Raw genomic sequence first — 19,892 nt, 5'->3', positions numbered from 1 at the left:
GCTAGCGCTTGGCGAGGCTCTAATGGCGCACGCCGTGGCCTGTAACCGCCGCCAAGCCGGTCAGGGCGATGATCTTGAGGTCCAAAAGGAAACTGCGCCGCGCCAGGTAGTCGGCGTCCAGCCGCGCCTTGTCGGCGATGGGCAAGGCGTCGCGGCCGTTGATCTGAGCCCAGCCCGTGAGGCCGGGCCGCAGGACCTCCACCCCGGCGGCGGTGCGCAGGGCCACGAGGTCGTCCTGGTTGAACAGGGCCGGCCGCGGTCCCACCAGACTCATGTCCCCGGCAAGGACGCTCCAGAGCTGAGGCAGCTCGTCGAGGCTGGTGCGCCGCAGGAAGACGCCCAGTGGCGTGATCCAGTCGCCCGCGTCCGACAACAGGTGGGTCGCCACGTCCGGCGCGCCAAGCCGCATGGTGCGGAACTTCGGCATGGCGAACAGGCCGTTGCCGCGCCCGACGCGGCGCGACCAATGCAGGGCCGGGCCGGGGCTCTCCAGGCGCACGGCGACCGCCACGGCGGCGAGCACCGGCGAGAGCAGGATCAGCCCCGTCAGGGCCGCCAGGATGTCGAACGCCCGCTTGGCCACTGCTTCTCCCACCGTCCCTCAGGTGCGGGTCAAGCCTTAGCGCGCCAAGCGCCCGACCGCCAAGCTCAGGCAGGGTCGTCGGAGATGGAACGCGTGGCGCGCGGCGTCTTCGGCTTGGGCGCCGCCGGCTCGGGCGCGAGTTCGGGCGCGGCCTCCATCACCGGTTCGGGCTCGACGACCGGCTCAGGCTCGGTCTCCGGCGCGGCGTCGACCACCGGTGCGGCGTCGGGCAGGAGTTCCGCAGTCGCGACGAAGGCCGGCTCAGGTTCGGGCTCGGCCGCCACCGCGGGCTCCAGCGCCTCGACCTCAGGTTCGGCGGCCGGAGCGGCTTCGAGTTCCAGCACGGCCGGCGTCTTCGCAAACAGGGCCTCGAGGTTCGTCGCCTCCCGCCAGCGGCTGAGCCACCAGTAGGCGACACCGGCCGAGGCCGCGCCGGCATAGAGGAACCAGAACGGCGAGGCTGCGCCCAGCGGCACATAGATCGCGCTCTTGGGGTCGAACTTGAGCTCAGTGGGAAGCTCGGGAAGGGTTTGCGACGGGATCAATGGACGCCTCCAAACGGCTAAGGTTTGTGCGATGCAGCAAATCCTAGCCGATCTCTTCGCAAGTGCAAAATGAACCTTAGGTGGCGGTCCAGATTCGGGCCGCCCCGCCCTGCCCCAGGGCGCCCACTGTCCAATCGCAGATCGATTGCAGGGTCTCGCCCATGCCGTCAGGCGCGCGGGCCACGACCAGGGCGCAGCCGTTCATCTTCATGGGATCGGTCAGGGGCCGCATCCGCGCCTCGGCGATCAGCAGCGGCCCGACCCCGGCGTCCTCGGCGTCGCGCACGAAGCTGTCGAAGGTCTCCAGGTCCTTGAGCGGCAGCCAGACCAGGGTCACGGCCAGGGGGTTCGCGGCCGCGACGGCGCCAAGGGCCTCTACGCAGCGGCGATAGTCGTCGGACTTCTCGAACGGCGGATCGATCAGCACCAGGGCCTGGCCGTCGCGGGGCAGCCTGGCCGCCGCCTCGGCATAGCCGTCGGCGCAAACCGTCCGCGCCGCCGGCCACGGCGTCAGGGCCTGGGTCAGGGCCGCATGCTCCTCGGGCCGCAGTTCGCAGGCCAGATAGCTGTCGCCCTTGCGCAGGGCGCCGGCGATCAGCAGGGGCGAGCCCGGATAGAGCCGCGCCGGCCCGCCGCCGTTCAGCTGGCTGACCGCGGCGCGCAGGGGCTGGAGCGCCGCCGGCAGATCCTGGGCCTTCATCAGCTGGCCGACCCCCGCCCGGGCCTCGCCGGAACGCTGCGCCTCGTCGCCGGAAAGGTCGTAGAGCCCGCGGCCGGCATGGGTGTCGATCACGGTCAACGGCCGAGGCATCTGGGAGAGCAGATCCAGCAGGGCCGCATGCTTGACCAGGTCGGCGAAGTTCCCGGCATGGAAGGCGTGGCGGTAGTTCATCGGCGTCGAAACCCTGCGGCGCCGCTCACGTCGAGCGCCTGCGAAGGGCGTTCCTGCCACGGCTCGCGGAATTTCCAAAGGCGCGAGATGGCCCGCGACACCGCTGGCTGGCCGCTTGAAGCTTTCCCCTAGGCGTCCCCCGCGTAATCGGCGCTAAGGTCGCGCAAAACACCCCCAGGGAGGGCTCACATGCTCGGAGACAAGCTGCGTTTCGGCGCCTTCATCGCGCCGTTCCATCCCATCGAGGAGAACCCGACGCTGGCCATCCAGCGCGACCTCGAACTCGTCCAGTGGATGGACCAGCTCGGCTATGACGAGGCCTGGATCGGCGAACACCACTCCGCCGCCTATGAGCTTATCGCCTCGCCCGAGGTGTTCATCGCCGCCGCGGCGGAGCGCACCAAGCACATCCGCCTGGGCACCGGGGTCTCTTCCCTGCCCTACCACCATCCCCTGATGCTGGCCGACCGCATCAACCAGCTCGACCACATGACCCGTGGCCGGGTGATGTTTGGCGTCGGCCCCGGCGCCCTGGTCTCCGACGCCTTCATGATGGGCATTCCGCCTTCCAAGCAGCGCGACCGCATGGACGAGGCGCTGGACGTCCTGGTGCCCCTGCTGCGCGGCGAGACGGTCACCCACAAATCCGACTGGTTCGAGCTCGCCAACGCCCGCTTGCAGATGACCCCCTACTCGCGGCCCAGCGTTGAGATCGCCGTGGCCAGCCAGGTGTCGCCGACCGGCGCGCGGGCGGCGGGCAAGCATGGCGCGGGCCTGCTGTCGCTTGGCGCGACCTCGACGGGCGGCTTCAATGCGCTGGCCTCCAACTGGGCGGTCGCCGAGGAGCAGGCCAAGGACTATGGCCAGACCATGGACCGCCGCGCCTGGCGTCTGGTCGGACCCATGCACATCGCCGAGACCCGCGAACAGGCCATGGCTGACGTCCGCTTCGGCCTGGAGAAGTGGATCTACTACTTCCGCGAGATCGCCAACCTGCCCATCGTGCCGGCCGACGCCGAGAATCCCGTCGAGGCGCTGATGGAGTCCGGCATGGCGGTGATCGGCACGCCGGACGACGCGGCGGCCAAGATCCAGCAACTGCTCGACGAGAGCAAAGGCTTCGGCGCCTTCCTGTTCATGGCCCACAACTGGGCCGACTGGACAGCGACGAAGAAGTCCTACGAGCTGTTCGCCCGCTATGTTGCGCCCCGCTTCCAGGATCTGAACGTCAACCGCCAGGCCTCCATGGACTGGGTGAAGTCCAACAAGGCCGAGTTCACCGGCCAGATGCAGGCCGCCGTCGGCGCCCGCATCGTCCAGCACATGATGGAGAAGGGCTCCGAGAACATCCGGCCCGAGATCGTCGAGATGATCACCGGCGGAGCGAAACCTCCCGCCGAGTGAGAGACGGCGCCCGCGCCATCACGCAGGCGTGAACGTCATACGTGTCCGACTTGACCTTGCAACTGACCCGCGATTCGCGTAATCTGTAAAGTGTCAGAAGCCGCCATTGCGACTTCAAGTTCTCGAAAATCGACTGGTCGTTCACCTGGACCCTGTGCGTACGGGGGTGGCGCCGCTGTGTGTGGGACGTGGCATAGACGAAGGCTAGGCCTGAGCAGCGACATCAAGGTCCGTTCACCCATCCTGGAAGGGAAGCAACGTGGCTAAGAATCCTACCAACGGCGGCGCTAACGGCGCCAACGGCTCCGGCATCGACAACATGCTCATGGCGGCCCTGCAACACAGCGGCGAGGAGCTCCAGACCGGCCGCTACGTCATCACCTACAAGGAAGGGGCGCTCGAAAGCGGGACCTCGTCCCTGCAGGCCGAGGGCCTGCGGACCGCGGACGCCCGCGACTTCGCCGACCAGGACATCAGCCTGGCCGAGCTCGGGGACGCCGACGCCTTCGTCCTGCCCGAAATCGGCGTGGCGGTGGTCAGCGCCGCAGCGCTCCAGAAGTCGCGTGTCAGCGCGGTCGAGGCCCTGGCGCAGGACAGCCCGATCGAGGCCGTGGAGCCGGAATATTTCGCCTTCGCCGACAATGTGGCCACCGAATATCTGCGTGGCTTCCGGCGCGCGGTCGACATCATCGTCATGGACTTCGAGCAGCTGGGAGACCTCGAACCCGACGATTCCGATGTGGAGGCCGAGGTGCTCGGCGCGACCTGGGGCCTGGCCCGCTGCAAGGTTCCGCCCAGTTCGCGCAGCGGCGCGGGGATCCGGCTGGCGGTGCTCGACACCGGCATGGACCTGGGCCACCCCGACTTCACGGGCCGGCAGTTCTTCACCCAGACCTTCGTCGGCCAGCCGGTGCAGGACCTCCACAGCCACGGCACCCACTGCATCGGCACGGCGGCGGGTCCGCTCGCCCCGCCCGGCGTCACGCCGCGCTACGGCATCGCCTACAAGGCTCCGATCTATCCCGGCAAGGTGCTGACCAATTCCGGCTCCGGCACCACCGCCAGCGTCCTGGCCGGCATGAACTGGGCGATCGCCAACAGGTGCGCCGTGATTTCGATGTCGCTGGGCTCAAGCTCGCCCGTCCAGGCCGCCTACACGGCCGCGGGCCGCGCCGCCCTTGTTCGGGGCTGCCTGATCGTCGCCGCGGCGGGTAACAGCGGAGGTCCCACCGGATCGCCGGCCAATTCGCCGACCATCATGGCGGTGGCCTCGTTGGACTCCAACCTGGCGCCGTCGAGCTTCTCGTCGTTCGGGAAGATCGAGATCGCGGCCCCCGGCCGGGACGTCCTTTCGTCCGTGCCGCGGCCGACGCGTTATGGCGTGAAGAGCGGCACCAGCATGGCCACGCCGCATGTCGCCGGCTGCGCGGCCCTCTGGGCCCAGACCAATCCCAACCTGCGGGGCCAGGCCCTGTGGAACAAGCTGATCGCCACCGCCCGTCCGTTGCCCTATCCCCGTACGCGGGTGGGCGCGGGATTGGTCCAGGCGCCGGCCTGATTGAGGTCACGCCCGCCGTCCCAGGGCGGCGGGCGTCCTTTCGATAGGAGGCAGGCATGGCCGACGCCAAGCGCTGGGTGGTGACCGCCACCCCCGAGCGACCGTTGCCGGAGATCGCCAAGACTCTGTCCGACCACGGCTTCTCCATCGACCAGCAGCTCGACGACATCGGCGTCCTGATGGGCAGCGCCGACGAGGCCCTGGCCGAGCGCATTCGCGGCCTGCCGGGCGTCGCCGACGTCTCCCCCAACGAGGACGTCGATATCGGCCCGCCGGACTCGCCCGAGACCTGGTGATCGGCTGGCTTGGCGTTGCGTTCCCGTCTAGCCTGAGCGACTGAGCTCAGGGAATCGCCGTGGACGTCCAGGCCTATTTCGACCGCATCGGCTTCTCGGGCCGCGCCAGGCCGGACCTGGCGACCCTGACCGCCCTTCACCGCGGTCACCTGCGGGCCATTCCCTATGAGAACCTCGACGTCCAGCTTCGCCGGCCGATGACGCTGGATCCGGCGGCGGCCTTCGACAAGCTGGTCACCCGGCGGCGCGGCGGCTGGTGCTACGAGATGAACGGCCTGTTGGGCGCGGTGCTGCAAGAGATCGGCTTCTCGGTCACCCGCATGTCGGGTTCCGTGGCCCGCGGGGAGCGCGACGATCGTCCGCTGGGCAACCACCTGGTCCTGCGCGTCGAACTCGACCAGCCCTACATCGCCGACGTTGGCTTCGGCGACGGCATCCTCGAGCCCTTCCCGATGACATTCCAGGCGCATGAATGCGCTGGCTACCGGTTCCGGCTGGAAGATCTCGACGGCGAATGGCTGCGATTCCACAACCACGCCAACGGCGGGGCGCCCTTTTTCGACTTCACCCTGGCCCCCGCCTCGCCCGACGAACTGGGCGCCACCTGCCGGTGGCTCTCGACCTCGCCGGAGTCGATCTTCGTCCAAACCGCGCTGGCCTTCCGCCATACGCCGGACGGCATCGTCAGCCTGCTGGGCCGGGCCCATCGCCGCATCCGGCCGGACGGCAAGGAAACGCGACTGCTCAATTCGGCCGAGGAATTCGTCGGCGTTCTGAAGCGCGACTTCGACCTCGACGTGCCCGAGGCCGCCGGCCTCTGGCCCGCGATCCACGCCAAGCACGAAGAGTTGTTCGGCGAAGACGCCCAGGCCTGAGCCCTAATAGGTTCCTACCCGCCAAGTCATAAAAGCGTGCCTGGACATCCTGGGCGTGCGGTCCCACATCCCCATCCGTTGGGGAAATGGAGACGCAGACATGCTCGACCTTTCGCTTCCGCCGTCCGTCACCGTCAGTCCGACCGTCGTGGGCGTCTCCGTCCTGACCGACGATGGGGTCATCGTCCAGATCAGCCTGCCGCGCCCCCGCGGCCTGCACGACCTGCCCGCCGAGGTGGTCGCCGACCGCGCCATGACCCTGGCCAAGGCGGCGCTGAAGACCGCCTCGGAGACCCTGGAAGCCGCCTAGCCCTCGGTGTCGACCGAGGCCTGCATGGCGGGCGCGTAGCGGGGACCGGTGACGGTCTTCTCGTTCACCAGGGCCTCGACCCTGGCCAGGGTTTCCGCCGACAGCGTCACCTCGGCGGCCTTGGCGTTCTCGGCCATGTGGGCCGGCGAGGTGGTGCCGGGGATCGGCACGATGATCGGGTCCTTCGCCAGCAGCCAAGCCAGGCAAAGCTGGGCCGGGGTGCAGCCGGATTCGGCGGCGAGCGCCGCGAACGCCTTATAGAGCTTCAGGTTGGCGGCGAAGGCCGCGCCCTGGAAGCGCGGCATGTCCTTGCGGAAGTCCCCTTCGCTGAGCACGCTCGGATCGGGGACGCCGCCCGCCAGGAAGCCGCGACCCACGGGGCTGAAGGCCACGAAGGCGACGCCTAGTTCGCGGCAAGCATCCAGCACCGCGATCTCCGGATTGCGGGTCCAGGGCGAATATTCGGTCTGCAGCGCGGTGACGGGATGGACAGCGTGCGCCCGGCGCAGGGTGTCTGCGGAGACCTCCGACAGGCCGATCGTCTTGATCTTGCCCTCGGCGACCAGTTCGGAGAGCGCGCCGACGCTCTCCTCGATCGGCACGCGCTTGTCCCAGCGGTGCAGGTAGTAGAGGTCGATGACGTCGGTCCCCAGGCGCTTCAGGCTGCCTTCGCAGGTGGCCTTCAGGATCTCGGGCCGACCGTTCAGCTCGCGCTTGTCGCCGTTGGTCAGGCCGCATTTCGAGGCCAGGATGAAGTCCTTGCGATGCGAGCCCAGAACCTCGCCCACCAGGGTCTCGTTGTGACCGATCCCGTAGACCGCGGCGGTGTCGAAGAAGGTGTAACCGGCGTCCAGCGCCCCCTTCAGCACCTGATGGGCCTGTTCGCGTGGCGGCGGCGGGCCGTAGGCGTGGGACAGGCTCATGCAGCCCAGCCCGATAGCCGAGACCTCGAAGGGACCGATCTGACGTCTATCCATGCCCGCGCTCCATGCCTCTGGTGACGCTGGCGAAGAGCGTCGAGGCGGGGCGTCAGGTCAAGCGCAGCTTAGGGGTTGACCGTCATCTTGATGACGATCCGGCCCGGATTGGCCAGCGCGAAGCTCTCCGGAACCTCGACCTGGGCCGCCAGCTTCACGGCCGCGTCGGCGGTGGCGCCCTGGGCGTCGAGCGCTTTGCAATCCTTCAGGCCGGTTTCCGACACCTGGCAGTCCAGCAGCACCGCGGTGGTGACCGCCTCCACCATGGGAGCCGGGGCGGTGGCCGAGGCCGGTTGAGCGGCGGAAGACGCCGAGAGCGCGGCGGCGGCGGCAAGAACGGAAAGCAGCATGGGGCCTCGGCGTTTACGAAGATTAGTCAATGGTGAAGCCGGGCGGAACGCAAGTGTTTCATTCCGGCGCCTTCGGAAATCCACGTCGCAACGGACGCGCCAACTCCAGCGCGGACGCCTGGATCAGCGGCAGGCGCCTAGCTTTTTTGCAGCGCAGCAAAGATTTCATCGCACTGCGAAATTGACCTTGAACCCGTGCTGGAGCCTGCGGTATCCGAGTCGTGGGCGAAGCGGTCGCGACAGATTTGGCCGCCGTCCAAAGGGAAACGCCGGGAGGTGGTTGGTCTTCAACCCCCTTTCGGGACTTCAAATTATGATCCGTTCTTTCGCGCTCTCGGCCCTGGCCGTTCTGGCCATCTCCGCGCCCGCCCAAGCCGCTTCCTCCGTGAAGGTCGACCTGGTCGGTAAGTCGTCCGCCCAGATCGAGGCTGACATCACCAAGGCCGCCAAGAAGGTGTGCTTCTATGAGACCCGCAGCGAGACCCTGGCGCTGGACGCCTACGGCCGCTGCGTGAAGGCCACCACCAAGGTGGCGTTCGAGCAACTGGCCACCGCCCAGGCCCAAGCCGGCACGACCCTGGCCGCGCGCTAGGCCCGACAAGTTCCAAGCAAAGGCCGGCGGCGACGCCGGCCTTTGTGATAGGGGCGACCCCGCCCTACCGTGCTCGCCATGAGTCGATCGGACCTGACGCCCGACCTCGCCGCGACCCTGGATGTCGTGGCCGCCGCGGCGGGTGGCCTCTCCGACGACTGGTGGCTGCTCGGTAGCGCCGCCATGGCCCTGGTCGGGGTGTCGGGACTCACGCCGCCGGATGTCGACCTGCTGGTGAGCGAACGCGACGCCCGAGGTCTCATCGGCGCCTGGAACGCCGAGGTCGCGCCGCTATCGAGTTCCGACCTGTTCCGCTCCAGGATCTTCGCCAAGGCCAGGCTCGCGCCCCTGCCCGTCGAGATCATGGCAGGGTTCGAGGTGCAGGCGGACGAAGGCTGGCGCTTGGTTCTACCTCGGACGCGGATTGCGATCGGCGGGGTCTTCGTTCCGACTATCGCCGAGCAGGCCGAGATTTGCCGGCTGTTCGGGCAGCCTAAGGACCTGGCGCGGATCGCCGCCCTGGAGGCCCTGGCCTAGCGCCGGTCCTCGTGCACGCGGACGATCAGCGACTGGCTGGCGGTGGCCATCAGCTCGCCATCCTGGGCGAACAGGTACATGGCCCCGTGTCCGAACCCGCCGTGGACGCCCAGGATCCGGGTGTCGCACAGCACCCAGTCGGTGGGCACGATCGCGCGCACGCGGATGGTGTTGTCCAGGCTATTGCCGCCGGCGTTGAGACCCAACGCATTGCCCACCGCGCCCGGCACGAAGTCGGCCATGATCGCCAGCATGGTCGCGTCGATGGCGATGGCTTCCCGGGGCCGGATCCACAGCAGCAGGCGGCCGTCATCCTCGCCGTCGCCAGCGTCCGTGCCACCATAGCGCCCCTTCGCGACCCGCACCTCGATGCGGCTGTGCAGGTCCTCGCCGCCGCCGCGCCAGTGGGCGGCGGGTGGGCAGTCCTCCGGCGGGTCGCAGTCGGGCATGGCCAGCCACTGGCGCGACAGGTCGCTGGGCCGCGCGCCGAGGGCGGCGTTGACGGTGAAGATCTCCTTGTCGCCCACATGGCCGATCACCCGAGCCTGGCTGTTGTACTTGCCGGCTGCGGGAACCCAGACATCCAGGTCCACCACGCTGGGCGGCCGGGCATAGGAGAGGTATTGCGCCGTGGCCCAGATCACCGGCCGCTCGCAGGTCCGCTGCAGGGCGGCGATGGACGAGCCCAGCCCCACCCCGCCGAACATGAACAGGTTCCCGGGCGGCCCGACGCAGACCCCGGGGCTTAGCGGCAGGTACCAGCGGTGCGGATTGTGCGTCGCCTGGATGTCGAAGAAGAGCGGGGCTGTCATGGTCAGCGCGACGCCGCGGCGGCTTCGGCTTCGTTCCGCAGACGCTTCTCGGCCTCCTTCATCAGGGCGTCGGTGGAGAGGTTCTTGGCCTCCCGCGCCCTGATCTCGTCGACCAGCCGCTGATCGGCGTTCTGCACATGCAGGGCGTAGAGGAAGGCGCCGAACCCGCCCAGGGCCGCCACGGTCAGCACCAGGGCCGCGATCGCCGCCATGCTGGTCCAGGCCTTGGTCTGCTGGCCAGGGGGCGCGGGCTTCAGATAGGCCGCGCCGATGAACACCACCCCGGCCAGGAAGGTCGCGCAGCCGGCCTGGTGGATCATCGCCCTCTGGCCGACCAGGTCGGCGTTGGCCACCACGCTGGGCGCCAGGCCGATCAGCCGGTTGCCCTCGGTGAGCTGCGAGACCTCGATGGTCCCGGCGAACACCACCTGGGCCAGTCCCAGCAGGGCGAGAATCCATCCGGCGATGATCATCAGGGGTCTCCGCGCCGCGCGCCTGGCGGACTCAGTTCAGGGGGCTTCTAGTTATCACGCCGCACCGCGCTTTCGACTTCCGCTCGCGCAGTCTTGACCGCCGCTGCGGCAGGTGGGCGAGATTTCGCCAATCGCAAAGGGAAGGAAGCGCCATGGCCCAGTTCAAGCTGCTCATCGACGGTCGTCTGGAGGACGGCGACTCCACGATGGAGGTGATCAACCCGGCCACGGAAGAGTCGGTCGCCACCTGCCCGCGCGCCTCCAAGGCCCAGCTCGACAAGGCGGTGGCCGCCGCCAAGACCGCCTTCCCCGCCTGGCGCGACACCCCCATCGCCGAGCGCCGCGCCGCCCTGGTCGCCATGGCGGATGTCATCCAGGCCAATGCGCCGGAACTGGCCCGGCTGCTGACCCAGGAGCAGGGCAAGCCCATCGAGGCCGCCACCGGCGAGGTCTACGGCGCCGCGGCCTTCTTCCGCTATTTCTCGACCCTGGACCTGCCGATCAAGGTCCTGGACGACGGCCCGGGCCGCAAGGTCGAGCTGCGCCGCCGCGCCCTGGGCGTGGTCGGGGCCATCGTGCCCTGGAACTTCCCGATGATCCTGATGGCCTTCAAGGTGCCCGCCGCCCTGCTGGCCGGCAACACCGTGGTGCTGAAGCCCGCGGCCACCACCCCGCTCTCCACCCTGCGCTTCGCCGAACTGGTGAAGGACATGGTCCCGCCGGGCGTGCTCAACGTCATCGCCGACGCCAACGATCTGGGCGGGGCGCTCACCGCCCATCCGGACGTGAACAAGATCTCCTTCACCGGCTCCACCGAAACCGGCAAGAAGGTGATGGCCGGCGCGGCCGATGCGCTGAAGCGCATCACCCTGGAGCTCGGCGGCAACGACGCGGCCATCGTGCTGGGCGACGTGAACCCCGAGGCCACGGCGGGCAAGATCTTCAGCGCCGCCTTCCAGAACTCCGGCCAGGTCTGCATCGCCGTCAAGCGCGCCTATGTGCATGAGAGCATCTACGACGCCGTCTGCGACGAACTGGCTCGGCTGGCCGACGCCGCCGTGGTCGGCGAGGGCTTGCAGCAGGGGGTCCAGATGGGGCCGCTGCAGAACAAGATGCAGTACGAGAAGGTGCTGGGCGTGATCGAGGACGCCCGCAAGACCGGCAAGATCATCGCCGGCGGCCTGGCGCCCGAGGGCAAGGGCTACTTCATCCGCCCGACCATCGTGCGCGACATCACCGACGGCACGCGGCTGGTGGACGAGGAGCAGTTCGGCCCGGTCCTGCCGGTGATCAAGATCCGCGACGGCGAGGATGCGCTGGCCCGCGCCAACGCCTCGGCCTACGGCCTGGGCGGCTCGATCTGGTCCGACGACCTGGACGTGGCCTATGACCTGGCCGGCCGGATGGAGAGCGGCACGGTCTGGATCAACAAGCATGCCGAGCTCGACCCCGGCATCCCGTTCGGCGGGGCCAAGACCTCCGGCATCGGTTCCGAACTGGGCGAGGCGGGCCTGGCGGAGTTCACCCAGATGCAGGTCATCAACATGGCGCGCTAGGCGCCCGAGAGGACGGCCGATGGCCAAGCTCAATCGCGACGGGGTCGAGATCTATTACGAGGTGCATGGGGAGGGCCCGCCCCTCCTCCTGACCCACGGTTTCTCGTCCACCGCCCAGATGTGGAAGGGCCAGATCGACGCGCTCGCCCCGCACTTCCAGCTCATCACCTGGGACATGCGCGGCCACGGTCAGTCGGACTATCCGGACGATCCCGCCGCCTATTCGGAAGCGGCCACGGTCGCCGACATGGCCGCGATCCTGGACGCCGTCGGCGCCAAGGACGCGATCATCGGGGGCCTGTCGCTGGGCGGCTATATGAGCCTGGCCTTCCACCTCACCCACCCGCAGCGCACGCGGGCCCTGCTGATCATAGACACCGGACCCGGCTACAAGAAGGACGAGGCCCGCGACGGCTGGAACGCCAATGCGCTGAAGCGCGCCGACCGCTACGAGACCGATGGCCTGGGCCTCCTGGAAAAGGGCACCGCCGAGACCCGCACGGCCCGCCACCGCGACGCCACGGGCCTCGCCCACGCCGCGCGCGGCATGCTCACCCAGCGCGACGCCAGGGTGATCGAGAGCCTGCCCGACATCGCCGTACCGTCCCTGGTGGTGGTCGGCGCCGATGACACCCCGTTCCTCGCCGCCAGCGACTACATGGCCGGCAAGATCCCGAACGCGCGCAAGGTGGTGATCGAGGGCGCCGGGCACGCAGCCAATATCGACCAGCCAGCGGCGTTCAATGCCGCGCTGCTGAATTTCCTGGAGAAGGCCGGGTTGATGGAGGCGTGAGGGCTTTCGACGCCGAGCGGCCGCGATCTCCTCAATCAGACGTAGGACGCTCCAAGCTCAGCGCTAGCCGGATAGGAGACGAAGTGCGCCGGTCAGTTTGTTCCCTTTTTGTTCTTGCATTCTAGAACAACCTGAGCTATAGTTTTGCTGCGCTGGAGGCGTGTACCCGGGCTCGGCCACTCCCATCGCTTGAACAGAACATTCTGAGAGGTGATCGGCATGGCTGGCATTCAGCCGGCGCGCGTTGGCGTGGGCGAAACTATTGAGGAATTCATGGCGCGGCGAGGCCGAGAGGCGGCGCGGCGCCAGGCGGCGGAAGCCGCCGGTCGAGACACGTGGGCAGCTTCCAATGATACCGGTCAGGGTTGGGCGGCGCCCAGGACCGCTGATGTCGTCGCGTTGGGCGTGCGGGTGCTGGATGCGCGAGAGCGTCAACCGCTCGCCGCGGCTCAAACCGCGCCCATGCCTCACCGAGCAGCGACCGTCGCGACGCTTCAACCTGCTTCCGCACCATCGTTGCAGCCTGCCCGCGAGGCCGGGTCCCGATACGGAAGCCTGTACGCGCCGCCGCCTAGCGATCTCGCGGAGTTGCGCCGTCAGCAGGCTGAATTCGCGCGGACGACACGGGAGATCAGCAACCAGAACAGCTGGATGGCGGTTCCGGCTCTGGCCCCAGCCGCGGTGGTCCTTGGGTTGGGTGGCGCTTCGGCCCTCGGAACTGGCGTGGCGGGGTCGGAAGGCGCCGCAGGACCTCTCAGCTTCCTCGGCCGCGAGGCCTGGCAGCGCGCCCGGCGGGCCCTCACTCGCAATGAAAGGACGGCCTTCCGAGAGAAGGGGCGGGCGAAGTTCGAGCGTGCAAACAACATCGCCGCATCCGAGATGAAGGCCGAGGTACATCACAGCGACCCTCTGGAATGGGCCCATCTGAAACCAAATGCGGACCCGAATCGGCTGGCGAACCGGTGGGGTCTCCGACCGGAAGCGCATGCCATCGCGTCGCGGGAATGGGACGCCTTCCGAAGAGCACTCAAGGGCCGCATTCCAACGCAAGCCGAATTGATGGAAGCTAAGCTGCGCATTGATCGGCTGGTGGAACCCTACATTCGGCGGGCCGGAGTGCCGCGGTCGAACAAACCGCCCAACAAAGGGGGGCCGAGATGAGGATTCCTGTCGCCGAAGCGGCGCGGCGACTTGAGGATCGCGGCCTGCTCAAGCGGGAGCGTACTGACCATTCTGCACGGATCATCGAACACGTCCGCAAGCTGCTCGGCCGTGAACTGCCATCGGATTTGATCGAGTTCTATCGGGAACGGATCGCGCAGGTCGGGGAATTCTACGCGATGACACCTGGGTGGAACGACCACGTGGGCTGGCGTTCGCCCGATAGCTTAGTGACCGAATTGCTGCACGCAAACGCCGTGCCGCTCTTCGGCGATGGGTGCGGGAGCATCTACGGCCTTGATCTCACGCCAAACGTCGAAATCCCCGCCGTCTACTTCTTTGATCACGAGCGCGGCTACGAAGAGGCCGAATGGGCGGCAGGATCTTCGCTTGGTGCGTTCCTCCTTGTTCTAGGCGACAGCGATCGCGCTCGCGACGAAGAATGGCCTCCGCGTTGGGAGTTGAAGATCGATCCAGACATCGAGAAGTGTCCGCGTGCCCCGGCGCTATGGCTTGCAGGCTGAGGCATTCGCTTTTCGCCCGGCCTCAGGTCGCCGCTTCCAACGCCCGCCGCTCGGCGGCGCGGGTCTGGAACCAGGGGGTCAGGCGGCGCAGGGCTTCCTCGATCTCGGGGGTGGAGACCGCGAAGCTCATGCGGATGAACCGCCGCCCCTCGACGGGATCGAAGTCGAGGCCCGGCGCGGTGGCGATGCCGGTTGCGCGTAGCAGCTCCTCGCAGAAGGCCAGGCTGTCGTCGGTCAGGTGCCCCACCCGGGCGTAGATGTAGAAGGCGCCGTCCGGCGGGGCGATGGCGTCGAGGCCGAGCGCCGGCAAGGCCTGCAGCAGCAAGGAGCGGTTGGTCCGGTAGACCTCGAGATGGCCCTCCAGCTCCTCGCGGCAATCCATGGCGGCGAGCGCCGCGTGCTGGCTGAGCGAGGGCGGGGTCAGGAACAGCGCGCCCATATAGGCCCGCGCGGTCGCCGCCTCGTCGGGCGGGACCAGCAGCCAGCCCAGCCGCCAGGCGGCCATGCTGAAATACTTCGAGAAGCTGTTGATGACGATGGCACCGGGCTCGAACTCCAGCATCGAGCGGGTCGGCTCGCCATAGCTCAGCCCGTGATAGATCTCGTCGGAGATGATGCGGATGCCCCGCGCGCGGCAGACCTGGGCGATCGCCGCCAGCTCGGTCTCCGGGATGATGGTGCCTGTGGGATTGGCCGGGCTGGCCAGGATCACCCCGGCCGGCGCGGGCTCCAGGGCCGCAAGGGCCGCGGCGGTCATCTGGAAGCGCACCTCCGGACCGCAAGCGACCTCCACCGGAGTCATGCCGAGCGCCTTCAGCGAATTGCGATAGGCCACATAGCCCGGCCGCGCCGTGGCCACCCGGTCGCCGGGCTTGAAGGTCATCGATAGCGCCAGGACCAGGGCCGGCGAGGCGCCGCAGGTGAGGATCAGCTGCTCCGGCGCGATCTTGACGCCATAGGTCTCGTCATAGTGGCGGACGATGCGGCGCTTCAGCGGCGCGCTCTCCCAGTAGCCCATGCCGTCGGTGTCCAGGACCTGGTGGGCCACGGCGATGGCCGCCTTGGGCGCCCCGGTCGAGGGCTGGCCGAACTCCATATGGATGATCGAGCGCCCCTGGCTCTTCAGCTCATGGGCCACGCCGCTGATGGTGATGGCGTGGAAAGGTTCGATCGGCTCGGCCATCTGGATCCTCGGGGAGACTTCGGCCCGTCTATAGCGCGTTGGGGAACGAAAAAAGCCCCCGCATCGGCGGGGGCTTTTTGAAGTCTTGGGTGCGGGGACAGGATTTGAACCTGTGACCTTCAGGTTATGAGCCTGACGAGCTACCGGGCTGCTCCACCCCGCGGCAAAGCTTGGATAGAAGATCGTGATTGAAGGGTTGGACGTTTCATCCGTTTGGTAGACCTGGCGGCGACCTACTCTCCCGCGCCTTAAGACGAAGTACCATCGGCCCAGAGAGGCTTAACGACCGAGTTCGGAATGGGATCGGGTGGGGACCTCTCGGCAAAACCACCAGGTCAACGAAACGGATGAAAAACGAGAAGACATCAGCACTCTCGAAGAGTGCGCAACAAAGCGAACATGAGTTCAACTAAGAACGATCAAGCCGATCGAGCGATTAGTACCAGTAAGCTGCATGCCTCGCGGCACTTCCACACCTGGCCTATCAACGTGGTGGTCTACCACGGCTCTCGGCGAAGCCTTGTTTTGAGGTTAGTTTCCCGCTTAGATGCTTTCAGCGGTTATCTATTCCACACTTAGCTACCCTGCTGCGCGGCTGGCGCCACGACAGGTCCACCAGAGGTGTGTCCATCCCGGTCCTCTCGTACTAGGGACAGATCCTCTCAAGCTTCGTACACCCACGGCAGATAGGGACCAAACTGTCTCACGACGTTCTGAACCCAGCTCACGTACCACTTTAATCGGCGAACAGCCGAACCCTTGGGACCTGCTCCAGCCCCAGGATGTGATGAGCCGACATCGAGGTGCCAAACTTTGCCGTCGCTGTGGACGCTTGGGCAAAATCAGCCTGTTATCCCTAGAGTACCTTTTATTCGTTGAGCGATGGCCCTTCCACGCAGAACCACCGGATCACTATGGCCGACTTTCGTCTCTGCTCGACTTGTCAGTCTCGCAGTCAGGCGGGCTTATGCCATTGCACTCGTCGAGCGATTTCCGACCGCTCTGAGCCCACCATCGCGCGCCTCCGTTACACTTTGGGAGGCGACCGCCCCAGTCAAACTGCCCGCCACGCCATGTCCCGAACCCGGATAACGGGCTGCGGTTAGACGTCAGCGACAACAAGGGTGGTATTTCAAGGATGGCTCCACCGGAACTGGCGCCCCGGTTTCATAGCCTCCCACCTATCCTACACATGTTGCCGCTAACGCCAAGGCGAAGCTGCAGTAAAGGTTCATAGGGTCTTTCCGTCTGACCGCGGGAACCCCGCATCTTCACGGGGAATTCAATTTCGCTGAGCCTATGCTGGAGACAGTGGGGAAGTCGTTACGCCATTCGTGCAGGTCGGAACTTACCCGACAAGGAATTTCGCTACCTTAGGACCGTTATAGTTACGGCCGCCGTTTACCGGGGCTTCAATTCGCAGCTCTCACCGCTCCTTTTAACCTTCCGGCACCGGGCAGGCGTCAGACCCTATACGTCGCCTTGCGGCTTCGCAGAGCCCTGTGTTTTTGATAAACAGTCGCTACCCCCTGGCCTGTGCCACTCTACAAAGGTTGCCCTAAGCAGAGTCACGCTTATCCCGAAGTTACGCGTGCAATTTGCCGAGTTCCTTCAGCATAGTTCTCTCAAGCGCCTTGGTATACTCTACCTGTCCACCTGTGTCGGTTTCGGGTACGGTCTCCGTTGGAGTTATTTCCAGGGACCCCTTCACTGCAAGGAACAATCCAATAAGCCCTCACAATTTACGGGATCCGTCACTACCAACTGGCTCAGGAATATTCACCTGATTCCCATCGACTACGCCTTTCGGCCTCGCCTTAGGGGCCGGCTAACCCTGCGCAGATTAGCTTTACGCAGGAACCCTTGGACTTTCGGCGAGAGTGTCTCTCACACTCTTTGTCGCTACTCATGTCAGCATTCTCACTTCCGATACCTCCAGCCAGCCTCGCAGCTGACCTTCACAGGCTTACGGAACGCTCCGCTACCGCTTGCAGTAAACTGCAAACCCATACCTTCGGTGCCTGGCTTGAGCCCCGTTACATTTTCCGCGCAGGATCGCTTGACCAGTGAGCTGTTACGCTTTCTTTAAATGATGGCTGCTTCTAAGCCAACATCCTGGTTGTCAAAGCAATCCCACATCGTTTCCCACTTAGCCAGGACTTGGGGACCTTAGATGATGGTTAGGGTTGTTTCCCTTTTCACGACGGACGTTAGCACCCGCCGTGTGTCTGCCGGATAGTTCTCTTGGGTATTCGGAGTTTGGTTAGAATTGGTAGATCTCGCGACCCCCGCATCCATCCAGTGCTCTACCCCCCAAGGAATTCGTCCGACGCACTACCTAAATAGTTTTCGCGGAGAACCAGCTATGTCCAGGTTTGATTGGCCTTTCACCCCTATCCACAAGTCATCCCAGAATTTTTCAACATTCACGGGTTCGGTCCTCCAGTAAGTGTTACCTTACCTTCAACCTGCTCATGGATAGATCACCTGGTTTCGGGTCGTCATGCGACAAACTTATTCGCCCTATTCAGACTCGGTTTCCCTACGCCTACACCTATCGGCTTAAGCTTGCTTGGCACATGAAGTCGCTGACCCATTATACAAAAGGTACGCCGTCACCACGCGAGGTGGCTCCGACTGCTTGTAGGCTTCCGATTTCAGGTTCTATTTCACTCCCCTCGTCGGGGTGCTTTTCACCTTTCCCTCACGGTACTTGTTCACTATCGGTCGTCGAGGAGTACTTAGGCTTGGAGGGTGGTCCCCCCATGTTCAGACAGGATTTCACGTGTCCCGCCCTACTCGAGTCCGTCGCTAATTGACGCCTACGGGGCTATCACCCGCTATGGCTGACCTTTCCAAGTCATTCGGCTTTATGTCACGACGGCGCTGGCCTGGTCCCGGTTCGCTCGCCACTACTACGGGAGTCTCGGTTGATGTCCTTTCCTCCGGGTACTGAGATGTTTCAGTTCCCCGGGTTTGCTTAATGAACCCTATTTTATTCAGGTCATTATACCTTTGAACAACCAACGAACCTGAGTTCCGGCCGAAGCCGGAAATCAAATTCGCAGATTGTAAAGGTGGGTTTCCCCATTCAGAGATCACCGGATCAAAGGGTGCTCGCGCCTCCCCGGTGCTTATCGCAGCGTGCCACGTCTTTCATCGCCTCTCGACGCCAAGGCATCCATCAGAAGCCCTTATGCGCTTGATCGTTCTCAGCAAAACTCATGTATGGGGACGGTATATGCGTCTCGGCCGTACGAAGGGCCGGGACACGCCCACACATGCGCTTTGTTTTGATGTCTTCTCGGGTGCGTCCTCAAGCTCAGGGGAGCCGGACAGACCCTTCAATTCACGATGTCTTTTTGCCAGCGCCGGCGAAGCCAGGCGTTGGAAACTTGTATCTCCGCGATCGCGGCGGGAGGCTTCTTGGTGGAGCCAGACGGGATCGAACCGACGACCTCATGCTTGCAAAGCACGCGCTCTACCAACTGAGCTATGGCCCCAACTAGAAGGCGCTCAGTGAGAGCTGTCATCGACCTATCCGCCCAGGGAACACACGAAGTGTGGTGGGCCCAGGCAGACTCGAACTGCCGACCTCACGCTTATCAGGCGTGTGCTCTAACCAACTGAGCTACAGGCCCTTGAAGCGGCACGTTCCCGGTCCGAGACCGGGAACACGCGATCGCACCGCAACCTCAATCATGCGGTTGCAGTGTTTTACGGAAAGAGAAACGAAGACGGCGGCGTTCCGCACCTGTTTAGTGTCTATGACGAACCAATAGAACCGCGAGAGGCTCTGGAGGCTCATCCTTAGAAAGGAGGTGATCCAGCCGCAGGTTCCCCTACGGCTACCTTGTTACGACTTCACCCCAGTCGCTGACCCTACCGTGGTCGACTGCCTCCTTGCGGTTAGCGCATCGCCTTCGGGTAAAACCAACTCCCATGGTGTGACGGGCGGTGTGTACAAGGCCCGGGAACGTATTCACCGCGGCATGCTGATCCGCGATTACTAGCGATTCCGACTTCATGCACTCGAGTTGCAGAGTGCAATCCGAACTGAGACGACTTTTGGGGATTAGCTCACCATCGCTGGGTTGCAACCCTCTGTAGTCGCCATTGTAGCACGTGTGTAGCCCACCTTGTAAGGGCCATGAGGACTTGACGTCATCCACACCTTCCTCCGGCTTACCACCGGCGGTCCCATTAGAGTGCCCAACTTAATGATGGCAACTAATGGCGTGGGTTGCGCTCGTTGCGGGACTTAACCCAACATCTCACGACACGAGCTGACGACAGCCATGCAGCACCTGTGTCCCAGTCCCCGAAGGGAAAGCCAGATCTCTCTGGTGGTCCGGGCATGTCAAAAGGTGGTAAGGTTCTGCGCGTTGCTTCGAATTAAACCACATGCTCCACCGCTTGTGCGGGCCCCCGTCAATTCCTTTGAGTTTTAATCTTGCGACCGTACTCCCCA

General features: G+C 65.5%; 19 protein-coding genes, 3 tRNA genes and 3 rRNA genes. 11 read left to right on the top strand and 14 right to left on the bottom strand.

The features are described from left to right. Positions 1-19: 19 nt before the first annotated feature. From V6M51_RS17145 to rlmJ, 3 genes are all read right to left on the bottom strand, one after another. Positions 20-583: a sugar transferase gene (locus V6M51_RS17145; RefSeq protein ID WP_332769109.1), complete on the bottom strand. Its 564-nt coding sequence runs from the start codon at positions 581-583 to the stop codon at positions 20-22. 65 nt (positions 584-648) lie between these two features. Continuing rightward, a complete protein-coding gene (locus tag V6M51_RS17140) occupies positions 649-1,128 on the bottom strand; it encodes a hypothetical protein (protein ID WP_332769107.1) in 480 nt (159 codons plus the stop codon). 76 nt (positions 1,129-1,204) lie between these two features. After that, the gene (gene rlmJ / locus V6M51_RS17135; protein WP_332769105.1) at positions 1,205-2,020 is read right to left on the bottom strand and encodes a 23S rRNA (adenine(2030)-N(6))-methyltransferase RlmJ; all 816 of its coding nucleotides are present in this window, start codon (positions 2,018-2,020) and stop codon (positions 1,205-1,207) included. A gap of 189 nt (positions 2,021-2,209) precedes the next feature. Between rlmJ and V6M51_RS17130 the strand changes: the two genes are divergently transcribed. The 5 genes from V6M51_RS17130 to V6M51_RS17110 all read left to right on the top strand — a co-directional run bounded on the left by V6M51_RS17130 (position 2,210) and on the right by V6M51_RS17110 (position 6,463). Beyond that, positions 2,210-3,424 (top strand): LLM class flavin-dependent oxidoreductase, encoded by a 1,215-nt coding sequence (locus tag V6M51_RS17130; protein WP_332769104.1) that lies wholly within the window; start codon positions 2,210-2,212, stop codon positions 3,422-3,424. 259 nt (positions 3,425-3,683) lie between these two features. Next, complete coding sequence (locus V6M51_RS17125; protein ID WP_332769102.1) at positions 3,684-4,982, top strand: S8 family serine peptidase; 1,299 nt, start codon at positions 3,684-3,686, stop codon at positions 4,980-4,982. A 56-nt stretch (positions 4,983-5,038) separates the two neighbouring features. Then, the gene (locus tag V6M51_RS17120; protein WP_332769100.1) at positions 5,039-5,278 is read left to right on the top strand and encodes a hypothetical protein; all 240 of its coding nucleotides are present in this window, start codon (positions 5,039-5,041) and stop codon (positions 5,276-5,278) included. A gap of 59 nt (positions 5,279-5,337) precedes the next feature. Then, complete coding sequence (locus V6M51_RS17115) at positions 5,338-6,153, top strand: arylamine N-acetyltransferase family protein (RefSeq protein WP_332769098.1); 816 nt, start codon at positions 5,338-5,340, stop codon at positions 6,151-6,153. A 100-nt stretch (positions 6,154-6,253) separates the two neighbouring features. After that, a complete protein-coding gene (locus tag V6M51_RS17110; protein ID WP_332769096.1) occupies positions 6,254-6,463 on the top strand; it encodes a hypothetical protein in 210 nt (69 codons plus the stop codon). On the opposite strand, the gene V6M51_RS17105 is transcribed toward V6M51_RS17110, so the two are convergent. Together V6M51_RS17105 and V6M51_RS17100 are read right to left on the bottom strand one after the other, a co-directional pair. After that, a complete protein-coding gene (locus V6M51_RS17105; protein ID WP_332769094.1) occupies positions 6,460-7,440 on the bottom strand; it encodes an aldo/keto reductase in 981 nt (326 codons plus the stop codon). The genes V6M51_RS17110 and V6M51_RS17105 overlap by 4 nt on opposite strands. Positions 7,441-7,508: 68 nt before the next feature. Beyond that, on the bottom strand, positions 7,509-7,790 hold the full coding sequence (locus V6M51_RS17100) for a hypothetical protein (RefSeq protein ID WP_332769092.1): 282 nt from the start codon (positions 7,788-7,790) through the stop codon (positions 7,509-7,511). Positions 7,791-8,103: 313 nt separating this feature from the next. Here V6M51_RS17100 and V6M51_RS17095 point away from each other — a divergent pair, with 313 nt between their 5' ends. After that, the gene (locus V6M51_RS17095; protein ID WP_332769090.1) at positions 8,104-8,382 is read left to right on the top strand and encodes a hypothetical protein; all 279 of its coding nucleotides are present in this window, start codon (positions 8,104-8,106) and stop codon (positions 8,380-8,382) included. A gap of 78 nt (positions 8,383-8,460) precedes the next feature. After that, on the top strand, positions 8,461-8,919 hold the full coding sequence (locus tag V6M51_RS17090; RefSeq protein WP_332769088.1) for a hypothetical protein: 459 nt from the start codon (positions 8,461-8,463) through the stop codon (positions 8,917-8,919). On the opposite strand, the gene V6M51_RS17085 is transcribed toward V6M51_RS17090, so the two are convergent. Both V6M51_RS17085 and V6M51_RS17080 read right to left on the bottom strand, forming a co-directional pair. Beyond that, entirely contained in the window at positions 8,916-9,731 is an 816-nt protein-coding gene (locus V6M51_RS17085) for an acyl-CoA thioesterase (protein WP_332769086.1), read from the bottom strand. The genes V6M51_RS17090 and V6M51_RS17085 overlap by 4 nt on opposite strands. A 2-nt stretch (positions 9,732-9,733) precedes the next feature. Beyond that, positions 9,734-10,204 carry a hypothetical protein gene (locus V6M51_RS17080; RefSeq protein WP_332769084.1) on the bottom strand — a complete coding sequence of 157 codons (471 nt, stop codon included), beginning with the start codon at positions 10,202-10,204 and terminating at the stop codon, positions 9,734-9,736. 152 nt (positions 10,205-10,356) lie between these two features. Between V6M51_RS17080 and V6M51_RS17075 the strand changes: the two genes are divergently transcribed. The 4 genes from V6M51_RS17075 (at position 10,357) to V6M51_RS17060 (ending at position 14,238) form a co-directional block, all read left to right on the top strand. After that, entirely contained in the window at positions 10,357-11,760 is a 1,404-nt protein-coding gene (locus V6M51_RS17075) for an aldehyde dehydrogenase family protein (protein ID WP_332769082.1), read from the top strand. Between the two features lie 19 nt (positions 11,761-11,779). Then, on the top strand, positions 11,780-12,553 hold the full coding sequence (locus tag V6M51_RS17070; protein ID WP_332769080.1) for an alpha/beta fold hydrolase: 774 nt from the start codon (positions 11,780-11,782) through the stop codon (positions 12,551-12,553). Positions 12,554-12,772: 219 nt separating this feature from the next. After that, positions 12,773-13,714, top strand: a complete 942-nt coding sequence (locus V6M51_RS17065; RefSeq protein ID WP_332769078.1) for a hypothetical protein — start codon at positions 12,773-12,775, stop codon at positions 13,712-13,714. Beyond that, on the top strand, positions 13,711-14,238 hold the full coding sequence (locus V6M51_RS17060; protein WP_332769076.1) for an SMI1/KNR4 family protein: 528 nt from the start codon (positions 13,711-13,713) through the stop codon (positions 14,236-14,238). Before V6M51_RS17065 ends, V6M51_RS17060 begins: the two co-directional genes overlap by 4 nt. A 22-nt stretch (positions 14,239-14,260) precedes the next feature. Here the strand turns inward: V6M51_RS17060 and V6M51_RS17055 are convergent, their stop codons facing one another. From V6M51_RS17055 to V6M51_RS17025, 7 genes are all read right to left on the bottom strand, one after another. Beyond that, the gene (locus tag V6M51_RS17055) at positions 14,261-15,421 is read right to left on the bottom strand and encodes a pyridoxal phosphate-dependent aminotransferase (protein ID WP_332769074.1); all 1,161 of its coding nucleotides are present in this window, start codon (positions 15,419-15,421) and stop codon (positions 14,261-14,263) included. Positions 15,422-15,507: 86 nt separating this feature from the next. Next, positions 15,508-15,584, bottom strand: a tRNA-Met gene (locus V6M51_RS17050). Between the two features lie 57 nt (positions 15,585-15,641). Continuing rightward, positions 15,642-15,756: ribosomal RNA gene (gene rrf, locus V6M51_RS17045) — 5S ribosomal RNA — on the bottom strand. Between the two features lie 80 nt (positions 15,757-15,836). Continuing rightward, positions 15,837-18,629, bottom strand: a 23S ribosomal RNA gene (locus V6M51_RS17040). A gap of 219 nt (positions 18,630-18,848) precedes the next feature. Beyond that, positions 18,849-18,924: transfer RNA gene (locus tag V6M51_RS17035), tRNA-Ala, on the bottom strand. A gap of 61 nt (positions 18,925-18,985) precedes the next feature. Continuing rightward, positions 18,986-19,062, bottom strand: a tRNA-Ile gene (locus tag V6M51_RS17030). A gap of 173 nt (positions 19,063-19,235) precedes the next feature. Further along, positions 19,236-19,892: ribosomal RNA gene (locus V6M51_RS17025) — 16S ribosomal RNA — on the bottom strand; the annotation flags it as partial.

Origin of the sequence: Phenylobacterium sp. (assembly GCF_036677185.1) — a bacterium.
Lineage (GTDB): Bacteria > Pseudomonadota > Alphaproteobacteria > Caulobacterales > Caulobacteraceae > Phenylobacterium.
Note: the sequence above shows the minus strand (reverse complement) of the source record. Positions and strands in the feature narration are given on the sequence as shown.